Origin of the sequence: Citrobacter sp. ABFQG, from assembly GCF_004322975.1 — a bacterium.
Classification (GTDB): domain Bacteria; phylum Pseudomonadota; class Gammaproteobacteria; order Enterobacterales; family Enterobacteriaceae; genus Citrobacter; species Citrobacter freundii.
In genome coordinates, this window is sequence record NZ_CP036435.1 from 397629 (window position 1) to 414395 (window position 16767).

Sequence of the window (16767 nt, forward strand, 5' to 3'; positions counted from 1 at the left end):
GAGCTTACAGAAGTAAGTGACCGGGGTTGAATAACGTAGCCAACGCACCTGCAGCGCGAAAGGCGCCAGGAAAATTACTTGGCGTCTGTCGCCGTACCATTAGCATGCCAGTCAAACACGCCGAATTCGAAGCCCTTCAGATCGCCCTTCGCATCCCATGACAGCGGCCCCATTACGGTTTCCACTGAGTTTGCTTTCAGGTATTTGGCTATTTCAGCCGGGTCGTCAGACTGGTTCAGACCGGCCTGCAAGGATTGCAGCGCGGCGTAGGTGGTCCATACGAATGCACCGCTCGGATCCTGTTTCTTGGCTTTGATCGCGTCCACAATCGGTTTGTTCGCCGGAACCTGATCGTAGTTCTTCGGTTTCGTTACCAGTAAGCCTTCTGCAGACTCACCCGCGATGTTAGACAGCGACACGTTCGCTACCCCTTCTGGTCCCATAAACTGGGTTTTCAGACCCGCAGCGCGTGCCTGGCGCAGAATCTGCCCCATTTCCGGGTGGTAACCACCGTAGTAAACGAAATCGATATTCTCTTTCTTCAGACGCGCCACCAGCGTAGAGAAATCTTTCTCGCCAGCGGTGATCCCATCGAAGAACACCACGTCAGCGTTGGCTTTCTTGAGGTTGTCCTGCACGGAACGCGCCAGGCCTTCACCGTACTGTTGTTTGTCGTGAACGATCGCAATGCGCTTCGGCTTCACTTTTTCAACGATATATTTGGCAGCAGTCGGGCCCTGATCGGAATCCAGACCGGTGGTACGCATCACCAGGTTATAACCGCGCGCGGTCAGCTCCGGCGCCGTTGCCGCTGGGGTAATCATCAGAATGCCTTCGTCTTCATAGATATCTGACGCAGGCTGAGTGGAAGATGAGCACAGGTGGCCGATAACATATTTAATCCCGTCGTTGACCACTTTGTTAGCTACCGCTACCGCTTGTTTCGGGTCACAGGCATCGTCATATTTCACCATGACCAGTTTGTCGCCTTTCACACCGCCTTTGGCATTGATATCTGCAATAGCCTGCTCTGCGCCAGTAAATTCCTGATCGCCATACTGCGCTACCGGACCGGACATCGCGCCGACGACAGCAACTTTAATATCCTTAGCAAACGCCATATTGCTCAAAGACAGGGCGATACATCCTGCCAATAACGCTTTACCCTTCATATTCATCCTGACAATCCCCATTATTGTGGTTATTACGTGTGTTGTGATGTTGTTGTTCAGCACTTTATTTCGATTATTGGATAGCCACCCGTGCTTTAGCAGCATACTCTGCTAAAACATACCCGATTTTTATTATTTTGGAATAGCTAAATTTGACATGCAGATAACAACTTGATGACAAAAAGCATAAACGTCAGGAGAGAGGGGGAGAGATAAAAACAAAAAACCCCGGATTTTCATCCAGGGTTTATCAGCATTTCCAGGTCGGCTGGAAGATTATGCTTCGATCGCCGCGCGCAATTTTTTCATGGCGTTCTTTTCAAGCTGACGAACACGTTCAGCGGAAACGCCGTAGCGATCGGCCAGTTCCTGCAACGTCGACTTGTTGTCTTCGTCCAGCCAACGAGCACGAATGATGTCCTGGCTACGCTCGTCCAGACCTTCCATTGCGTGGGTCAGTTTGTTCGCGGCCTGATCTTCCCAGTTATCTTCTTCAATGCCGTCGGCAAAGTTAGAAGATTTATCCTGCAGATACAGCACCGGGGCCATCGGCTGGCTGTCAGACTCATCGTCTGAAGACATGTCAAACGTCATGTCCTGCGCCGCCATACGGGATTCCATTTCGCGCACGTCTTTGCTGGAAACACCCAGCTCGCGAGCAACCATTTCAACTTCGTCCTGGTTAAACCAGCCCAGACGCTGCTTGGTTTTACGCAGGTTAAAGAACAGCTTACGCTGCGCTTTAGTGGTCGCGACTTTAACGATACGCCAGTTACGCAGAACGTATTCGTGGATCTCAGCTTTGATCCAATGCACAGCGAAGGAAACCAGGCGCACACCCACTTCCGGGTTGAAACGGCGCACGGCTTTCATCAGGCCGATATTACCTTCCTGAATCAAATCCGCCTGCGGCAGGCCATAGCCCGCATAATTACGAGCAACATGAACAACAAAGCGCAGGTGAGACAGGATCAGCGTTTTAGCTGCTTCCAGATCGCCCTGGTAATGCAGCTTTTCAGCCAGTGCCCGCTCCTCGTCAGCCGACAACATCGGCCACGCGTTCGCAGCCCGGATGTAAGATTCCAGGTTACCAACAGGGGCTAAAGCTAAATTTTGCATTTCTTTGGTCATTCAAATCCTCTCAATCTTTTCATCTGGCGCATTGGCTAAAACCAATAGCAACAACCATGCCAGAGCTTATGAGCAACGAGAATATCATTCAATCTTTTATCAGACAGTGATTTTATCCACAAGTTCCATGTCGTAATGTGTATAGATTACGCACAAAATGTGACATCACAATGAATACGCCGGGAAGAGATCACAGGGACTCTTTCCCTGCAGAGCGAACTACTCAGTGCAGGGAAAGATTATACCAGAGATTTTTTAATCGGGGGTAAAGTGGCGTAAATGTTGAACCGTGGCAAGCCAGGCTGCCACCCAGCCAATCATCGAGCACACCAGCAGCAATAACAGGCATTCATCGAATGATAAGCCATTGATATCAAACTTGGTTCCAAATACCTGTGCCACTTCAGTCACCGCTGACGACAGACGCATCACCAAAATTTCTGACAAAATCAGTGAAAGAAATGCACCGGAAAAACCGAGCAGTGCCCCGCCGTAGAGGAACGGACGCAGGATAAATCCATCCGTCGCGCCAATCAGTTTTTGCACGTTAATGGTATCGCGACGCGCAAAAATACTCAGACGCACGCTGTTACCGATGACGAGGAAGACCGCCGCCACCATCAGCACGCCAATCATCGCGGAAACGCGTCCGACAAGGCCCGTCAGCGCCGCCAGGCGAGCGAACCAGCTGTCATCCATCCGCACTTCATCAATACCGTTGATTTGTGCGATGCGGTCACGCAACGTGTTTAGCGACTCCGTACCCTGGAAGTCCAGTTTCGGGATCACCACCGCCACGGCCGGCAGCGGGTTCTCTTCCAGCATATCCAGCGCACCGCCAAATCCAGACCAGTTACGGAATTCGCCCAGCGCGTCGTCACGGGAAAGATAATTCACTTTCTCCACGCCCTGCTCGGCCTGCAACTGACCAACCACCCGCGCCGCCGCATCATCATCCAACGTTTTTTGCAGGTAAACGGTGATCTGCGGGGACGGATAATACTGACTTGCTGCATGGTTTACGTTCTTATAAACCATGTAGCACACGCTTGGCAGCGTCAGGGAGATGGCAATAACCATCACCGTCAGGAACGTCGCCAGCGGCTTGCTTTTCAGGTCCTGTAACGCGCCCTGGAACGCATAACGTACCTGCTCATTAAAGACATTGGTTTTACGCGAGTTCGGCTTTGGCGCGGCCTTCGCACGCTTAGGCGCGTTGCGACCGCCATCACCCGGCGCACCGCCCGATTTACGAAAGCGATCCAGTCGGCCACCGAACTGTTTGATTTGGTTAATAGCGTCACGTCTATTCATGCGCCAGGCCTCCATGCAGATGTCCATCGCTCAGAACCATTTGGCGATAGGAGCGACAGGAGATCAGGCCAATATCGTGCGTGGCCATTAATACCGTGACCCCGACGCGGTTAAACTCTTCGAACAGGCGCAGGATCCCTTCCGACAGCGCGTCATCCAGGTTCCCCGTTGGTTCATCCGCCAGCAGCACCGCTGGTTTATTCACCACCGCACGGGCAATGCCGACGCGCTGTTGTTCACCGCCGGAGAGCTGAATCGGGAAGTTTTTCGCTTTGTCCAACAGCCCGACCTTATCCAGCGCCGCTGACACGCGACGACGAATATCGTCCCCGCTGGCGCCCGCGATGATCAGCGGAATTGCCACGTTATCAAACACGGTTCTGTCCATTAGCAGGTGGTGATCCTGAAAAATCATGCCAATCTGACGACGCAGAAACGGCACTTCGCGGTTTTTCAAACGGCTGATGTCATGCCCGCTAAAGTAGATTTTCCCGGCGCTGGGCCGTTCAATTCCACAAATCAGCTTCAGCAGGGTACTTTTCCCCGCGCCGGAGTGGCCGGTCAGAAACGCCATCTCGCCAGGCTGCATATGGAAGGTCACTCCCTGCAGCGCTTGTCTCCCACCGAGATAGGCCTTGCTGACATGTTCAAAGCGAATCATTGTTAATCCTCTCGGGCAAAAAGTGCCTCTATAAAGTCGTCCGCTTTAAACGGACGTAAATCCTCGATACGTTCGCCCACACCGATATAGCGGATAGGGATGCCAAACTGATCGGCAACCGAGAAGATAACCCCGCCCTTCGCCGTACCGTCCAGCTTGGTCAGGGTGATACCGGTTAAGCCCACCGCTTCATGGAACAGTTTGGCCTGGCTTATCGCATTCTGCCCGGTGCTGGCATCGATAGTCAGCATAACTTCATGCGGCGCATCTTCGTCCAGCTTCTTCATGACGCGAACGATTTTTTTCAATTCTTCCATCAGGTGCGATTTATTCTGCAAACGCCCTGCGGTATCAGCGATCAGCACGTCTACGTTACGCGCCTTCGCCGCCTGGATGGCATCAAAGATAACGGACGCGGAATCCGCACCGGTATGCTGAGCAATCACCGGAATATTATTACGCTGACCCCAGACCTGCAGCTGTTCTACCGCCGCCGCACGGAAAGTATCGCCCGCCGCCAGCATTACTGATTTACCCTGCTGCTCAAACTGACGCGCCAGCTTACCAATAGTGGTGGTTTTGCCCACACCGTTGACGCCAACCATTAAGATAACAAATGGTGTTTTGCCCTCAACATTCAGCGGTTCGTCAACCTTCGCCAGAATCTCGCCCATCTCTTCTTTCAGCAGGCCGTACAGCGCTTCCGCATCTTTAAGCTGCTTGCGGCTGGCACCTTCTGTCAGATTCGCAATGATCTTACGGGTCGTTTCTACGCCCACATCGGCGATCAGCAGTTGCTCTTCCAGCTCTTCAAACAGATCATCGTCGATCTTTTTACCACGGAACAGACTGATAAATCCGGAACCGAGGTTTTCTTTTGTTTTCAGCAGGCTGCGTTTTAGTCGCGCAAAGAAACCTTCTTTGGTTGGTTTTTCCTGCTCCTGGACTACCTCTTCTTCTACCGGTTCTTCTACAGCAGGTTCTTCTACCGGCACCACCATAACCGCTTCTTCAGCAGCCTCAGCGGCCAGCGCCTGTGCTTCCAGCTCTTCGTCGGTCAGTTGCGGCTCGTTTTCAGCTTCTTCTTCAGCCGCCTCAACAATTTCCACGGTTTCCGCTTCGGCCTGCCACTCTTCGGCAGAAACTTCTTCGGTTTTCACCTCTTCCGGCAGCGGCAATTCTTCGCGTTCGATAACCACCGCCGCTGGCGTTTCCACTACAGTTTCAGCAACGGGTTCAGCAACCGGCTCAATTTCCGGCTGCGCTTGTTCGGCGACAGGTTCTTCTTCCGGCTGCAGTTTCTCAATTTCCGCAACCTGTTCAGTTACTTCAACGACTTCAGCAGCAAAGGCTTGCGTTTCCGCCTCGCTACGGGTTTCCTCGGCGCGCGGCTGTTCTTCAACGACGGTAGTTTCTTCAGCAACCGGTTGTTGTTCTTCGTTTTTTACTTCTGTCTCATTTTCCGGTGCCTGCTCTTTTTGACCAAAGCCCAGCCAGGAAAAAAAGCCACGTTTTTTCTCTTTCGCCATTTGCGACTACACTCCCCCGCTGTTGCTTCATGGCACAGCGTCAACGCTATGTACATAGCAGCTAAAAAAATGATGAAATAGTCTATCACTTATACCCAATGAATTTCGAGTTACGTCAAGGCGGCAAGCGCACGAATCCCGATGAGCTTACTTTTAGTAAGTGATTCGGGTGAGTAAGTGCAGCCAACGAAGAGATAACTTGAAAGGCGACGGGTTAACTTAACTCACATCACCGCCTGGAATGACATGCTATAGGCGGATTGAGCAATAATAGAAATGAAAAAACCGAATCACTCTGGTAGCGGCCAGATCCGCATTATTGGCGGGCAATGGCGTGGCCGTAAACTCCCGGTTCCGGACAGCCCCGGCCTGCGTCCGACCACCGACCGTGTGCGCGAAACGTTGTTTAACTGGCTGGCCCCGATAATGGTCGATGCTCACTGTCTGGACTGCTTCGCCGGCAGCGGCGCGCTGGGGCTGGAAGCCCTCTCTCGCTATGCGGCAAATGCGACGCTTCTGGAGATGGATCGCGCGGTATCTCAGCAGCTACAAAAGAATCTCGCCACGTTGAAAGCCTCCCATGCCCGCGTCGTCAATACCAATACGCTGGCATTTTTGGCTCAGACGGGTACGCCGCATAACGTGGTATTTGTGGATCCGCCGTTTCGCAAAGGGTTACTGGAAGAAACATTAACGCTTCTGGAAACTCATGGCTGGCTGGCAAATGAAGCGTATATTTACGTTGAAAGCGAAGTAGAAAACGGTTTGCCGCCGGTTCCGGTGAACTGGTCGCTATACCGTGAGAAAGTTGCCGGACAGGTCGCCTATCGCCTGTACCAACGTGAAGCACGAGGAGAACACGATGTTGATTAACCTAGGACGCCTGCTGATGCTGTGCGTCTGGGCATTTTTACTACTGAATATTTTCCAACCCTTTCCACGCCCGCTTAACATCTTCGTTAACGTCGCACTGATATTTATGGTGCTGATGCATGGCATGCAGCTGGCGCTACTAAAAAGCACCATGCCTAAAGATGGCCCGCAGATGACCAACGGAGAGAAAATCCGTATTTTTCTGTTCGGCGTCTTTGAGCTACTGGTGTGGCAGAAGAAGATTAAAGATCAGCTGAAGAAGTAACTGCGATCTTTTCGCTCGGCGGCACGTTGCGAGCCAGGCCTGTAAAACGCCATCACGGTGGAGATACTCCGTCCAGCTGATCTTTCAGTTTTGGAATATCTCTACTGGCTCTTGTTTTCCGCAGGTGTTTCACCTGCTCGCAAATCTCTTCGGTCCGGGTGTAATAGGTGCCAGACGTCGGGCCTGGACGCTCGCATAAAACATAGTTAGTACCAAGAGGATAAAAAATAACAATAAAAGAGAGGATATTTCCAACAACAAACCCTACCCCTGCGACGTGGAAAACAATGGTAAATGTCCTGTCGAAAAATTTGGGCGGCCGCATGCTTTTCGCAAAGGCCAGGTAGGCAATGCCTAAAGTAAAGCACCCCGTCACCGGAAACATGAATAATATGCAAAATGCCCCCCAGAAAAAGTAGACGATGCTTCTGGATTCAACCAGATCGGTGAGATCCGGTACGCTGGCAATATACCCCAACCAGGTCACCCCCCAAAAAAGAACAAACAAAGAAACAACTTACATCTTTTCTTAATATTCTCCAGATTAATATTAAAACTCATATCAATAAATTCCGTCGTAAAGTGAACCTCTATATCTCGAGTGTCGAGAGTTCCACTCTTCAATTTTTTGCTGCTCTTTCATCCCCTCACGAATACACGCTATCAGTTTGTCTGATAACTCATATTTTTTGTCCACTTCACTCAGAGACCAGACAATAATAAAACCTAATACAACGACATAGACGATTTCTCCCCAAACCGGAACGGCCCCGCTAGTGATAAATAGAGGTACGGCGAACCTAAAAGCACTACCAGCTAATTTGGAGGCAAAAACACTCACAATCACCTTCGCCACATCCATCGTCACGTTTCCCAGCAATGCGGCAACGTCATGTTCGGATTTAAAGATCAACTCAATCAACCGCCAGCATGCGGAAAACCAGATGCAGAATTTGGCCCCTGACATTATGCCATTTCGAAACCCGGCGCTGCCAATGCCCACTTCAAGTACCTTAGTATGATTAATCCCGTAACGGGTTCCGTTAAGAATGCGTCGCAGAGAAGGGTAGCCCGTAATCTTCACATACAGTTTTCCCTGATAAGCATACTGCGTAGCTTTAATCCCAAGGCCTTTTAAGGTAAAGACAATCTTCCCGGCCTGCTGATAAGAAAAAAGCTTCGACAGGTTTTTAGTAGCAAAAACCGTATCTCTGATATTCCCGGCATAATTCGTCGAAAAACTGACGGGTTTACTGCCCAGCAAATCATCAATCACGCCCTGAGCCTCTTCAAGCGTTAGCAGCATAATGTGTTGTGTATTGCTATTCAGGTTATTTTTCAGCGTTCTGATTTCGTTCTCGATACGCTGATTACGATGCCAGTTATTTCCTCTAAGAATATCTTCACGATGATTCCCTATCCAGTCATAATAGCTTTCCATCATTGCTCCTTAAAAAATTCGCTCATCCCAAAGGCTGTATGCGCTGGTTCCAGCAATAAGATGTTCCCAGGAAATAGATTCGTAAGATAGTTCAATGATTTCTTCTGGCTGACCCGCACTGTCATCGATGGTATGAGGCACCTGCAAATGGATGCTGGATATTCTGGCATTGATAAGTTTTAGCACGTAATAACACTCGTTTAAACCCGCCGGACTCGTGCGATAGAAGCTAAATTCACAGCTCAATATTTCATTGTCTGTTATGGCTTTTCCTAACAAAGGCGAGGATTTATCTACCGGCTTAATAAATGTCAAACATTGATGGTTCACATTTTGCACCCGGCTCATGCCATGGTTAACTGTCATTACCATTATCTGGTCACGATGGGCAGGTTGTGATTTATTTCCGATTGAACTTACCGAAGCACATCCAGCAGAAATCAAACCCTGCGCCTGCCCATTTAAGGCCAGCCACATTGTATTCGCCATATAAATTCCTTAGTTTATTTTTAAAAATATTTATATATACGATGAAGTTGAAATAGCAGAATAGTGAAAGGCGGGTGGAAAAATAGTGATGCAATCGATGTTTTTAGGTAAGCGATAAATATGTAACCTACAAAACAATTATCGAGAAATTAATAAAAAATATACTTCAGAAGCATTATATATTTAATTTAAATTTATTGTCGGCGCTGACGCGATAAACACAGCGCCGATCGGCATTATTGCACCGGCGTAAACCCCTCAAAACGCGAACCTTTGTAACTTAGCGTACCTTTATCCCCGACCGTTAGCGCATGGTACTGCTGAGCATCCAGACGAAACGTCTGCTCCAGGCCGCCGTTTTGTGGCTTAAAGCTGGCTTCATAGCGCATGCTGGTTCCCGCCGGGCTCACTTCCTGTTGACGGGATCGTCGATCGTTAAGCGGTTTTTCCCATTTGTTACTCACCACCACCTGCTTTTGCACCAGCGGCGCCGCATCATTATCGGCTTTTTCACGCCGCTGCTGAACAAAGCGAAACGACGCGGCGACAACAATTAAGATAATGATAACAATGAAAAAAAGTGGTGGTTTGCTCATAGTATTAACCCATCAGAAAATGCGGAAATAAGCATACATTGCCCGTTATGGTGTTGTCATCTGGCAGTGTCGACCTCTACACTGGACAGTAGAGCCGTAAGCACCCCGCTTACGAAAAAATAACGAATTCAAGGAACTAAGATGCTTTGGTCGTTTATCGCTGTCTGCCTTTCCGCATGGTTGTTCGTGGATGCTTCCTATCGTGGGCCCGCCTGGCAACGCTGGGTCTTTAAACCCCTGACGTTACTCCTGCTGGCGCTGCTGGCCTGGCAGGCGCCAATGTTTAACGCTATCAGCTATCTGGTGCTGGCTGGTCTGCTGGCCTCGCTGCTGGGCGATGCGCTGACGTTATTGCCGCGCCAACGCCTGCTGTACGCCGTGGGGGCATTCTTCCTGTCGCATCTGCTGTATACCATTTACTTCGCCAGCCAAATGACGCTGTCGTTCTTCTGGCCTTTGCCGTTGGTGCTGGCGGTACTGGGGGCGTTGCTGATCGCCGTGATCTGGACGCGTCTGGAAGAGTTGCGCATTGCTATTTGTACCTTTATTGGCATCACGCTGATGATGGTCTGGATGGCTGGCGAACTGTGGTTCTTCCGCCCGACCGCTCCGGCGCTGTCGGCATTTATGGGCGCATCGCTCCTGTTCATTGGCAATATTGTTTGGCTGGGTAGCCATTACCGTCGTCGCTTTCGCGCCGATAACGCCATTGCCGCCGCCTGCTACTTCGCCGGACATTTCCTGATTGTTCGTTCGTTGTATCTTTAAAATGCTTGACTCTGGAGTCGACTCCAGAGTGTATCCTCCGGTTAATACGAAATGATTATCAACCGGAGGATGCCATGTCGACACCTGATACCAATGGCAAAAAGGCCCCACAATTTTCTTCTTTCAAGCCAGCGCCTGCGCCACAAAAGGCGGATGACTGCTGCTGCGAAGGAAGCTGCTCCACTACACCGCCCGTATCCGATACCGTACTAGGTACCCGCTATTCCTGGAAAGTGGCGGGCATGGACTGTGCAGCCTGCGCCCGCAAAGTAGAAAATGCGGTCCGCCAGGTCAGCGGCGTCAACCAGGTCCAGGTTCTGTTCGCCACTGAAAAACTGGTGGTCGATGCCGGTTCCGATATCCGCCAGCAAGTTGAAAACGCGGTGCAAAAAGCAGGTTATACCCTGCGCGATGAGCACGCGACGGACGCCGCCCGCGAGTCACGTTTTAAAGAAAACCTACCGCTGATTTCGCTGATTATCATGATGGCGATTAGCTGGGGGCTGGAGCAGTTCAATCATCCCTTCGGTCAGATAGCGTTTATCGCCACCACGCTGGTCGGTCTGTATCCCATTGCCCGTCAGGCCCTGCGTCTGATGAAAACCGGCAGCTACTTTGCCATTGAAACATTGATGAGCGTGGCCGCCATCGGCGCACTGTTTATCGGCGCGACGGCGGAAGCCGCCATGGTGCTGCTGCTATTTTTAATTGGCGAACGCCTGGAAGGATGGGCCGCCAGCCGGGCCCGTAAAGGGGTCAGCGCACTGATGGCGCTCAAACCGGAAACCGCCACGCGCCTGCGTAACGGCGAGCGCGAAGAGGTGGCTATTAATAGCCTCCGCCCTGGCGATGTTATTGAAGTTGCCGCGGGTGGGCGTTTACCTGCCGACGGCAAACTGGTCTCCGGGTTTGCCAGTTTTGATGAAAGCGCCCTGACCGGCGAATCGATCCCGGTTGAACGCGCCACCGGCGAGAAAGTCCCGGCAGGTGCCACCAGCGTGGACCGTCTGGTTACACTGGAAGTGCTCTCCGAACCGGGCGCCAGCGCCATTGATCGTATTCTGAAGCTGATTGAAGAAGCGGAAGAACGTCGCGCCCCCATTGAGCGCTTTATTGACCGTTTCAGTCGAATTTACACTCCAGCCATTATGGCGGTTGCGCTGCTGGTCACCCTCGTACCGCCGCTGCTGTTTGCCGCATCCTGGCAGGAGTGGATTTATAAAGGACTGACGCTGCTGTTGATTGGCTGTCCTTGCGCACTGGTGATTTCAACCCCCGCAGCCATTACCTCTGGTCTTGCCGCCGCGGCGCGTCGTGGGGCGTTAATCAAAGGCGGGGCCGCGCTGGAACAGTTGGGTAGAGTCACGCAGGTGGCGTTTGATAAAACCGGCACCCTGACCATCGGTAAACCGCGCGTCACAGCGATTCATCCGGCAAGCGGTATTGGTGAAGCTGAACTGCTGGCACTGGCGGCAGCAGTAGAGCAAGGTGCGACACACCCGCTGGCACAAGCGATTGTCCGGGAAGCACAAACACGCGAACTGACTATTCCTGTCGCAAGAGAGCAACGGGCTCTGGTTGGCTCTGGAATTGAAGCGCTGGTCAACGGCGAACGCGTGCTGATTTGCGCCGCCGGTAAGCAGCCTGCTGATGCCTTTGCCGGGCAGATAAGCGAGCTGGAAAGCGCGGGCCAAACGGTGGTGCTGGTGCTGCGTAACGATACTGTACTCGGCGTGCTGGCCCTACAGGACACGCTGCGCGACGACGCTCGCAGCGCTATCGCCGAGCTTGATCAGATTGGCGTGAAAGGCGTGATCCTGACCGGTGATAACCCGCGTGCGGCGGCCACCATTGCCGGTGAACTGGGTCTCGAATTTAAAGCAGGACTCTTGCCGGAAGATAAGGTGCAGGCCGTTACCCATCTCAACCGACAATCGCCGCTGGCGATGGTTGGCGACGGTATCAACGACGCTCCGGCAATGAAAGCGGCTACCATCGGCATTGCGATGGGAAGCGGGACCGACGTCGCGCTGGAAACCGCCGATGCCGCCCTGACCCACAACCGCCTGCGCGGTCTGGTGCAAATGATTCAATTGGCGCGGGCCACCCATGCCAATATTCGCCAGAACATTGCGATTGCGCTGGGCCTGAAGGGGATTTTCCTCGTCACCACGCTGCTCGGGATAACCGGATTGTGGCTGGCAGTGCTGGCCGATACGGGGGCAACGGTACTGGTGACCGCTAACGCGCTGCGGTTGTTACGTAAAGGATAGTTTTTTGCCGGATGACGGCGTGGCCTTATCCAGCCTACGGGTTACACGTTCTTTGTAGGCCGGATAAGCGTTAGCGCCATCCGGCAAACAAAACTAGTGACCTTTACGCAGCAGATAGCGGTACGGCAGCGAGTCGGTCTCTTTGGCCACCAGCTCATGCTCCATAAAGGTACAGAAGCCAGGAATATCGCGGGTTGTTGCCGGATCGTCGGCGACAATCAGCAGTGTTTCACCGGCCTGCATGCCACGTACGGTTTTACGCACCATCATCACCGGTTCCGGGCAGCGCAGTCCCTGGGCATCAAGAGTATGGTCGGGGGAAGTAAACAGGTCGCTCATCGTCGTCTCATTCATACAAAAACGGCGTTATTTTACGCTCTGTTGTGGCGTAAGCCAATCAGGTTAACGATTGCGTGAAAAACAACCATTGCAATGTGCTCTTAAAGCAGTATCATGCGACGGTTTTTTATTGGGTTCCCTCACCCCATCCAACAAAAAGGTCACAATATGACTCCGTTTACACAAACTCAGCGCCTAAAAGCGTTGTTCTGGCTATCGCTATTTCATCTGCTGGTGATCACCTCCAGCAACTATCTGGTGCAGCTTCCAATCTCCATTTTGGGTTTCCATACCACATGGGGCGCGTTTAGCTTTCCGTTTATTTTCCTCGCGACCGACCTGACCGTGCGTATTTTTGGCGCGCCGCTGGCTCGACGTATCATCTTTGCGGTGATGATCCCCGCGTTGCTGATCTCCTATGTCGTTTCGTCCCTGTTTTATATGGGATCGTGGCAGGGATTTGGCGCACTGCTGCACTTTAACCTGTTTGTTGCCCGTATCGCCGCCGCCAGCTTTATGGCTTACGCGCTGGGACAAATTCTGGATGTGCATGTCTTTAACCGCCTGCGCCAGAACCGTCGTTGGTGGCTGGCACCGACAGCGTCCACGCTATTTGGCAATATCAGCGATACGTTGGCCTTCTTCTTTATCGCTTTCTGGCGTAGTCCGGATGCCTTCATGGCCGAGCACTGGATGGAAATCGCGCTGGTCGATTACTGTTTCAAGGTGCTGATCAGCATTATTTTCTTCCTGCCAATGTACGGCGTGCTGCTGAATATGTTGCTGAAAAGGCTGGCAGATAAATCCGAAATCGCTGCATTGCAGACGAGTTAAAGGTTCATTTTCCGAGTTGTGATAAGATGGACGAATGAGCCGTTATGGCCGTTTATCGAAAGGAAGAAGTCAATGCGCAATCTGGTTAAATATGTCGGTATTGGCCTGCTGGTTATGGGGCTTGCAGCCTGTGATAATAGCGATACAAAAGCGCCAGCCGAGGGTGCTGCCGCAGAAAGTAGCGCCAGCGGACAACCGGTCAGCCTGCTGGACGGCAAACTCAGTTTTTCCCTGCCAGCGGATATGACCGATCAGAGCGGCAAGCTGGGCACCCAGGCGAACAATATGCACGTCTATTCTGACGCAACCGGCCAGAAAGCGGTGATTGTGATTGTTGGCGACAACACCAACGAAGACCTGGCTGTGCTGGCAAAACGTCTGGAAGATCAGCAGCGTAGCCGCGACCCACAGCTGCAGGTCGTCACCAATAAATCTATTGAGCTGAAAGGCCACACGCTGCAGCAGTTAGACAGCATCATCTCAGCCAAAGGCCAGACCGCTTACTCTTCCGTAGTGCTGGGTAAAGTGGACAATCAACTGCTGACCCTGCAAATCACGCTGCCTGCTGACGATCAGCAAAAAGCGCAGACTACCGCAGAAAACATCATTAACACGCTGGTTATCCAGTAACGGTTAAGACGATGACGCGGCCTCCGGTGACACCACCTGAGGCCGTTTTTTTAGCCGCCAGGTCAGCAATAGCGCCACCGCCACCAGCCCTGCTGCCGCCAGATAGATAACCGGCACGCCCGCCCACGTCATTATCAACCCGGCCAGCGGCCCGGTAACCCCCAGCGATAAATCCATAAACACCGTGTAGGTCGCCAGCGCAGCGCCCTGATTTTGCTGCGGGACGGCTTTTACCGCGACCACGCCCAGCGCCGGGAAAACCAGTGAGAACCCAGCCCCAGCCAGCAAAACGCCGATTTTCGCCATCCACGGCATGGAAGCCATCCCGACCAGCAGCAGCCCGACAATCTCGACGCTAAAGCAGATCATTGCCACATTCAGCCCGCCTAAACGGTTGATACCATTTGGGAACAACAGTCGAGTGCCGACAAATGTGCAGCTAAAAAGCGTCAGCGCGAAAGCTGCGCCGTCCCAGCCTTTGGCATCATAAAACAGGGTAATAAACGTGGCGATCACCCCAAATCCAGCGGAAGCCAGGGCCAGCGCCATACCGTACAACCAGACACGCCCGAGCACCGCGCGAAACGGCAACGGTTTGCCTTTGCTGGCCTTCACCGCAGGACGAGGGAGCGCCAGCAGTATCGCCACCAGCGCCACGCCCATCACGGTCAGCGCCAGCCCCTGTAAGCCCCCCCAGGCATAAAACAGAACGCCCAGCGGCGCGCCTATCGCCATCGCGCCATAGGTCACGATGCCATTCCAGGAAATCACCCGTCCGATGTGCATTGAGCCAACAACCCCCACGCCCCACAGCGTAGAGCCAGTTCCGGCAAAGCTCTGCCCAATTCCGAGAATCACCCGCCCCAGACACAGCAGCAGCAGACTAGCCAACGGCCAGTCGTTCGTTGATCCTGCCAGCAAATAGCCCAGACCACTTAAAAAGCAGCCACATAGCCCGAATACCACAATTTTCTTTGGCCCCAGCAGGTCGGCATAGCGACCTGCATGCGGACGGCTCAGCAGCGTAGCGAAATATTGCAGGCTGATAACCAGCCCAGCCCAGAAGGCGCTGAACCCCATCACATCGTGGACGTAGCCCGGCAATACCGCGAGCGGCAGGCCGATGGTCAGATAGCTGGCGAAGTTGAACATCACCACAGAGACAATGCGCAGGTTAAGGCGTAAACCGCTCAGCGTCGGTTCAGCGACGGGTTCGGGCATGGAGGGTCACCACGTTTTCACAACAGTGTTTCATTTCTACCATGTTGCCGCGCAGAAATCAGCAGTCAGTTTAGGAATCTCAGCCGCAAGCCAGCCGCTACACTTAATGCAAAAACGCAAACAGGAAGAAAATATGACAACCGCTCAGCCCGATAAAACGGGTTTGCACATTTTACTCAAACTGGCTGCTTTGGTGGTGATCCTCGCCGGTATTCATGCCGCGGCGGATATCATTGTGCAACTGCTGCTGGCCCTCTTTTTTGCCATTGTATTGAATCCGCTGGTCGCCTGGTTTATTCGCCGGGGAGTACGTCGCCCGGTTGCCATTACGCTCGTAGTGGTGGTGATGCTGTTCGTCCTCACGGCACTGATCGGCGTCCTCGCGTCTTCGATCACGGAATTCATGGCCATGCTACCCAAATACAACAAGGAGCTGACACGTAAGGTCCTGCATCTGCAAGAGATGGTTCCCTTTTTAAATCTGCATATGTCCCCGGAGCGTATGCTGCAACGTATGGACTCCGACAAAATAATGACCTTCACCACCACGCTGATGACAAGTCTTTCCGGCGCCATGGCCAGCGTCGTTCTGCTGGTGATGACAGTCGTCTTTATGCTGTTTGAGGTACGTCATGTTCCTTATAAGCTGCGCTTTTCGCTGAACAACCCACAAATCCATATTGCGGGGCTGCATCGGGCGCTCAAGGGCGTATCTCACTATCTGGCACTGAAAACGTTGCTCAGCTTATGGACCGGTGCCATCATCTGGCTGGGTCTGGCGCTGATGGGGATTCAGTTTGCTCTGATGTGGGGCGTGCTGGCCTTCCTGCTAAACTACGTGCCCAACATTGGCTCGGTCATTTCCGCCGTCCCGCCCATGATCCAGGCGCTGCTGTTCAACGGCATTTACGAATGCGTACTGGTTGGTGCGCTATTCCTGGTGGTGCATATGGTTATTGGCAATATCCTCGAACCCCGCATGATGGGGCATCGGCTGGGATTATCGACGCTTATCGTCTTCCTCTCTTTGCTGGTATGGGGATGGCTGCTCGGCCCGGTAGGCATGCTGCTCTCCGTGCCGCTAACCAGCGTGTGTAAAATCTGGATGGAAACGACCACAGGCGGTAGCAAACTGGCAATTTTACTGGGACCCGGCAGGCCCAAAAGTCGATTACCGGGATAAACTTGCAAACAGCATGTGAAGAGTGGTACACAACCCCATTATTACTAA

General features: G+C 52.5%; 18 protein-coding genes. 7 read left to right on the top strand and 11 right to left on the bottom strand.

Features of this window, described 5'->3' with window-relative positions; translation table 11 throughout:
* Positions 1-74: 74 nt before the first annotated feature.
* The 5 genes from livJ to ftsY all read right to left on the bottom strand — a co-directional run bounded on the left by livJ (position 75) and on the right by ftsY (position 5807).
* Positions 75-1178 (bottom strand): branched chain amino acid ABC transporter substrate-binding protein LivJ, encoded by a 1104-nt coding sequence (gene livJ / locus WN16_RS02060; protein WP_139153507.1) that lies wholly within the window; start codon positions 1176-1178, stop codon positions 75-77.
* Between the two features lie 270 nt (positions 1179-1448).
* Complete coding sequence (gene rpoH / locus WN16_RS02065; protein ID WP_003023425.1) at positions 1449-2303, bottom strand: RNA polymerase sigma factor RpoH; 855 nt, start codon at positions 2301-2303, stop codon at positions 1449-1451.
* A 255-nt stretch (positions 2304-2558) separates the two neighbouring features.
* Complete coding sequence (gene ftsX / locus WN16_RS02070) at positions 2559-3617, bottom strand: permease-like cell division protein FtsX (protein WP_003837835.1); 1059 nt, start codon at positions 3615-3617, stop codon at positions 2559-2561.
* The gene (gene ftsE / locus WN16_RS02075; RefSeq protein ID WP_088169167.1) at positions 3610-4278 is read right to left on the bottom strand and encodes a cell division ATP-binding protein FtsE; all 669 of its coding nucleotides are present in this window, start codon (positions 4276-4278) and stop codon (positions 3610-3612) included. The genes ftsX and ftsE overlap by 8 nt, the downstream gene beginning before the upstream one ends.
* Before the next feature lie 2 nt (positions 4279-4280).
* A complete protein-coding gene (gene ftsY / locus WN16_RS02080; RefSeq protein ID WP_003837834.1) occupies positions 4281-5807 on the bottom strand; it encodes a signal recognition particle-docking protein FtsY in 1527 nt (508 codons plus the stop codon).
* Positions 5808-6083: 276 nt separating this feature from the next.
* Between ftsY and rsmD the strand changes: the two genes are divergently transcribed.
* Together rsmD and WN16_RS02090 are read left to right on the top strand one after the other, a co-directional pair.
* On the top strand, positions 6084-6680 hold the full coding sequence (gene rsmD, locus WN16_RS02085; protein WP_044701380.1) for a 16S rRNA (guanine(966)-N(2))-methyltransferase: 597 nt from the start codon (positions 6084-6086) through the stop codon (positions 6678-6680).
* Complete coding sequence (locus tag WN16_RS02090) at positions 6670-6945, top strand: DUF1145 family protein (protein WP_003023415.1); 276 nt, start codon at positions 6670-6672, stop codon at positions 6943-6945. The genes rsmD and WN16_RS02090 overlap by 11 nt, the downstream gene beginning before the upstream one ends.
* Positions 6946-6997: 52 nt before the next feature.
* On the opposite strand, the gene WN16_RS02095 is transcribed toward WN16_RS02090, so the two are convergent.
* The 4 genes from WN16_RS02095 to WN16_RS02110 form a co-directional block, all read right to left on the bottom strand.
* Complete coding sequence (locus tag WN16_RS02095) at positions 6998-7432, bottom strand: DUF1240 domain-containing protein (protein ID WP_225622175.1); 435 nt, start codon at positions 7430-7432, stop codon at positions 6998-7000.
* 75 nt (positions 7433-7507) lie between these two features.
* On the bottom strand, positions 7508-8389 hold the full coding sequence (locus WN16_RS02100; protein ID WP_224769936.1) for a hypothetical protein: 882 nt from the start codon (positions 8387-8389) through the stop codon (positions 7508-7510).
* Positions 8390-8395: 6 nt separating this feature from the next.
* Positions 8396-8875, bottom strand: coding sequence for an Hcp family type VI secretion system effector (locus tag WN16_RS02105; protein WP_003837826.1), 480 nt, complete (start codon positions 8873-8875; stop codon positions 8396-8398).
* A 236-nt stretch (positions 8876-9111) separates the two neighbouring features.
* Positions 9112-9471 carry a DUF2500 domain-containing protein gene (locus WN16_RS02110; protein WP_044701376.1) on the bottom strand — a complete coding sequence of 120 codons (360 nt, stop codon included), beginning with the start codon at positions 9469-9471 and terminating at the stop codon, positions 9112-9114.
* Between the two features lie 141 nt (positions 9472-9612).
* On the opposite strand from WN16_RS02110, the gene WN16_RS02115 reads away from it, so the two are divergent.
* Both WN16_RS02115 and zntA read left to right on the top strand, forming a co-directional pair.
* Positions 9613-10239 (top strand): lysoplasmalogenase, encoded by a 627-nt coding sequence (locus WN16_RS02115; RefSeq protein ID WP_003846172.1) that lies wholly within the window; start codon positions 9613-9615, stop codon positions 10237-10239.
* A 74-nt stretch (positions 10240-10313) separates the two neighbouring features.
* Complete coding sequence (gene zntA / locus WN16_RS02120) at positions 10314-12512, top strand: Zn(II)/Cd(II)/Pb(II) translocating P-type ATPase ZntA (RefSeq protein ID WP_044701374.1); 2199 nt, start codon at positions 10314-10316, stop codon at positions 12510-12512.
* A 93-nt stretch (positions 12513-12605) separates the two neighbouring features.
* Here zntA and tusA read toward each other — a convergent pair whose 3' ends face one another.
* Positions 12606-12851 (bottom strand): sulfurtransferase TusA, encoded by a 246-nt coding sequence (gene tusA, locus WN16_RS02125; RefSeq protein ID WP_003023404.1) that lies wholly within the window; start codon positions 12849-12851, stop codon positions 12606-12608.
* A gap of 168 nt (positions 12852-13019) precedes the next feature.
* Between tusA and WN16_RS02130 the strand changes: the two genes are divergently transcribed.
* Together WN16_RS02130 and WN16_RS02135 are read left to right on the top strand one after the other, a co-directional pair.
* On the top strand, positions 13020-13685 hold the full coding sequence (locus tag WN16_RS02130) for a 7-cyano-7-deazaguanine/7-aminomethyl-7-deazaguanine transporter (RefSeq protein WP_088169168.1): 666 nt from the start codon (positions 13020-13022) through the stop codon (positions 13683-13685).
* A gap of 72 nt (positions 13686-13757) precedes the next feature.
* A complete protein-coding gene (locus WN16_RS02135) occupies positions 13758-14315 on the top strand; it encodes a DcrB family lipoprotein (RefSeq protein ID WP_003837816.1) in 558 nt (185 codons plus the stop codon).
* Positions 14316-14318: 3 nt separating this feature from the next.
* On the opposite strand, the gene WN16_RS02140 is transcribed toward WN16_RS02135, so the two are convergent.
* On the bottom strand, positions 14319-15536 hold the full coding sequence (locus tag WN16_RS02140; RefSeq protein WP_003846164.1) for an MFS transporter: 1218 nt from the start codon (positions 15534-15536) through the stop codon (positions 14319-14321).
* A gap of 133 nt (positions 15537-15669) precedes the next feature.
* On the opposite strand from WN16_RS02140, the gene WN16_RS02145 reads away from it, so the two are divergent.
* On the top strand, positions 15670-16719 hold the full coding sequence (locus WN16_RS02145) for an AI-2E family transporter (protein ID WP_003023393.1): 1050 nt from the start codon (positions 15670-15672) through the stop codon (positions 16717-16719).
* The last annotated feature ends 48 nt before the right edge of the window (positions 16720-16767 follow it).